The 3,484-nt window shown below is 68.4% G+C and carries 3 protein-coding genes; 1 reads left to right on the top strand and 2 read right to left on the bottom strand.

Annotated elements, in window-relative coordinates; genetic code table 11:
* Positions 1 to 106: 106 nt before the first annotated feature.
* Together VFZ09_RS07690 and VFZ09_RS07685 are read right to left on the bottom strand one after the other, a co-directional pair.
* Positions 107 to 1,036 (bottom strand): DUF2381 family protein, encoded by a 930-nt coding sequence (locus VFZ09_RS07690; protein WP_329726837.1) that lies wholly within the window; start codon positions 1,034 to 1,036, stop codon positions 107 to 109.
* 115 nt (positions 1,037 to 1,151) lie between these two features.
* On the bottom strand, positions 1,152 to 2,990 hold the full coding sequence (locus tag VFZ09_RS07685; protein ID WP_329726838.1) for a serine/threonine-protein kinase: 1,839 nt from the start codon (positions 2,988 to 2,990) through the stop codon (positions 1,152 to 1,154).
* 160 nt (positions 2,991 to 3,150) lie between these two features.
* Between VFZ09_RS07685 and VFZ09_RS07680 the strand changes: the two genes are divergently transcribed.
* A complete protein-coding gene (locus tag VFZ09_RS07680; protein ID WP_329726836.1) occupies positions 3,151 to 3,453 on the top strand; it encodes a hypothetical protein in 303 nt (100 codons plus the stop codon).
* Positions 3,454 to 3,484: the final 31 nt, after the last annotated feature.

The raw sequence follows: 3,484 nt of genomic DNA, 5'->3' as shown, positions 1-3,484 counted from the left end.
CGTCCAGTAGTTGCTTGCCGCGGCCCTCGCCAGCGTTGCGTCCACTTTTTCCGTGTTGCGTCCCATGTCTACACCTCCTGGAACGCGACGCTGAACGGCTCCTCCCTCATGCGGAAGGTGTGGTCCGCCGAGCGCTTACCTCGTCCCACATCTTCAAGGTGAAGGAGCCCCGGGCTTCCCGGGCCGTCAGTTCCCACTCCACCACGACCACGCCCAGCTCCTTTGGGTCCGGCTGGATGGGCGAGGGCTGCCAGCTCACCTTCATGGGCTTGGGCTCCTGGCCCTTGCCCACCAGCGCCGCATCCTTGAGCGTCCAGGGCTGCGTGCCCAGGTTCACCAGTTCCACGGCCACGGCCACCCGCACCACGTTCTTCGCGCGTGTCGTCGAGCGATAGCTGATGGCCTTGAGAATACCGAGGGCATTGCTCGCGGGCAGGGTGATGCCCTTCGTTATCTCCTCGGCCTTCACGCTCTGGTCTTCCACCGCCATCAACCCGCTGGCGATCAGCCCCGTGAGCCCGCCCGGTCCCTTCTCCAGCCGCATCCGCTCCAACTCCTGGCCGAGCTGCTGGGACTTCTTGCGCTCCTCCTGGTTCTCCCGCTGGTAGTCCTCCACGGTGCGCTTGAGGCGAAACACGTTCACCTGCCGTGTCCCGAGCGCGGGGTGGGCCACCAGCATGAAGGTGGCGCTCGTCGGGGCCGCCCCATCCGCGAAGCGCACCGCCACCTTGAACCGCTCCCCGGTCTGGAGGTCCGCCGGGGGATGAAGGGTGAAGCTCCGCATCCCTGGCGCCACGTCCTCGAACCGCTCGCGCGCTTGCAGCTCCAGCGAGCCCGGCACCAGCGGCGAATCGAAGCGGAAGGTGATGGGCAGCTCCGGGCTGATGCACACCACCTGCACCTCGCCGGTGGGCTCCGCTGGCAGCTCCACGCGGGACGGTGACGCCTCACAGTCCGGCAGAGGCGGTTGGGCGGTGGCGCTGGCCCCCGTGAGGAGCACCAACGCCAGGAGGGCGGCGGGGGACGAGGCGAACACGAACGGGAACCTCTCGAAGCGGGAAGAGACCGGAGACGTGGCCTCTACCACACCTTCCCCCCTGGTAGTGCCTGGGCCATATCCGGCTTGCGGCCCGCCAACCGCCAGCACGGTCCTACTCGAATCGCTCGACCGCCATCACGTCTACGACGGGGAAGATGTTGGCGGTGTCCTTTCCAGACCCGGCCTCCATTTCGGCGCCGCGCTTACTCTCCTGCCGCATCTCCAGGCAGACCTTGTACGAGTCCCCCGTGGGCGTCCGGGCCTCGGTGAAGCGGCCATAGATACGACCCTCTCCGAAGTAGAGGCGTCCCTGGAGGACGGTGCCCCCTTTCAGCTTCCCCCATGTGCCGCTCAGTTCCACCGACGTGGAGCCCTCGCGCACGGGGACGGGATGGTTCTGGATGTTCCATTGGGGGAAGCGGACCGTATGGGTCTGCTCGACGGCGAGGCCGAGCGTGTTGGTCATGGTCTCGACCGCACCCGCCGGGCACGCCTCTGGCGCGGGGCCGGGACGTACCTGGGCACCGGGACAGGCCATGTTGGCGGCTGCGGCGGCACCAACACACCACTTCGCCATGGGTGAGAGCGTCCCCTTCTGCTTGGTGTCCCCCTGGGGGCTGGGGGCCTGCTGCTTCTTCAAGGCGTCGTCCTTGGGTCGCGTCACCAGCGAGGCGACGACCGCAGGGGTTTGCTTCGCCGGGGGCGGAGCTGCGGCCTGTTCAGCTTCCGGCGGCGGCCACGAGGGCGCCACTTCCTGACCGGGAAGCCACTTCAACGTCTGGGAGGGGGAGGACAACGCCACGGGTGGGGGCTCGGGCTGCCACCGCTGCGCGAGCCACCACCCGGCCAGGGCCGCGCCCACCAGCACGGCCATCCACACCACCGCACGCCGAAGCGCCTGGAGCGCCATGGCATGCACGGGCACGTCCGCCACCGTGGCCGGGGTCGGCGTCGCCGGGATGGGCTCCACGGGTGGCGCGGCAGCCTCGGGCTTCTTCTTCCGCTCTGCTGCTCCCCGGTGGCCTCTCCTCGGTAGACGAGGCCCGTCATGCAGGGGCACCCGCCAGGACGCATCCGCACGGGCCAGCAGGTGCGTCAGCTCCTTTCCCAGCTCCAGGACGCTCGGGTAGCGCTTCTCCGGCGTCTTCTCCAACAGCTTCATGCACACGTCACTCACCACCTGCGGCACGTTGGGGTTGACGATGTGCGGCGGCAGGGGCTCCTTGTTGATGGCGGCATTCACCGATGCCTCGTCATCCCACGCCACCTCGAAGGGGAAACGACGGGTGAGCAGCCGGTAGAGCACCACGCCCAGCGCGTATTGGTCATCGGCCTTCCCAGGCCGGTAGGTGACTCGCCGCTCGTTCCAGTGCTCCAAGCCGAAGCGCCACGCCTCCGGGCTGCGGTAGTTGGGCGTCCCCGGGGGGAACATGCCCTCGGTGATGGTGGCCTGCCCCTCACGCTTGGCGGCCCCGAAGTCCAACAGCACCGGCTCGCCATCCTCGTCGCGCACGAGGATGTTGGCCTCCTTCACGTCCCGGTGGACGACCTTCTCGTCATGCACCACGGCCAGCCCCCGCACCACACCCACCATCTTGCCCATCACGGCCAGGGTGTCGGGGTTCTCTTCCCAGGCCCACACGTCGAGCGGACGGCCCTCGACGTAGAGCATCTTCAAGCAGAAGAACTCGGGCAGCACGGGTGGCCAGTAGCTGAAGCCCACCTGCCGCACGAGGTTCTTGTGCTGGAAGTACATGGCGAGGGTGCCCTCGCGCTCGGCCCACTGCTTGGCCCGGTGGAGCGGGACGAACTTGAGGGCCAACAGGGTGCCAGACAGCTTGTCCCGTGCCCGGTACACGGTGCCGTAGCCCCCTCTATCCACCAGTTCCTCGATGATCGCGCCGTTGACGCTCGTGCCGGGCGGCAGGTCCGGCATGTCCCGCTCGTTCATGGCGCCCACGCTAGCAGTTCTCCGGGGCCGATACCTACCCGGTGAGACTCCCACGCGGGGCCAACTTCTCGGACAGGGCGGCAACTCCCTGGTGAGCGGCGGCATAAGCCGCTGGACGTGGGCTTGGTTGCCCTCCGTCCGTACACCGCATGGAGGACCCATGAGCGACAAGAGCTCGCGCAAGTCTCTGCTCTCCCGGCTCCACTCCCGCGTGCGCTTGGAGCCGGTGAGCGCCGACGACTCCGCCGACTACCTGCGCCACCGCCTCCAACTCGCCGGCTGTGACCGCGAGCTCTTCCCGCTCGACGCCGTCGCCTTGCTGCACGAGGCCAGCCAGGGGGCTCATCGCGAGCTGGATCGCCTCGCCTCCCTCTGTCTGCGTGAGGCCGCTCGACGCAAGCGCAAGCTCGTCGACTCCGACATCGCCCGGAGCGTCCTCGACCGCCAGGTCTCCTCCTCCTGATGCCTTGCACCCGGCGGGCCGCCACTCTCCC

It is taken from the genome of Archangium sp. (genome assembly GCF_036277355.1).
Taxonomy (GTDB): domain Bacteria; phylum Myxococcota; class Myxococcia; order Myxococcales; family Myxococcaceae; genus Archangium.
The sequence above is the reverse complement of the archived record's forward strand: the minus strand, read 5'-3'. Positions and strand labels throughout refer to the sequence as shown.

What these genes read in the sequence shown, in the direction of transcription:
- VFZ09_RS07685 (WP_329726838.1), bottom strand. Translation starts at nt 2,990, where the DNA reads ATGAACGAGCGGGACATGCCGGACCTGCCGCCCGGCACGAGCGTCAAC.
- VFZ09_RS07680 (WP_329726836.1), top strand. Translation starts at nt 3,151, where the DNA reads ATGAGCGACAAGAGCTCGCGCAAGTCTCTGCTCTCCCGGCTCCACTCC.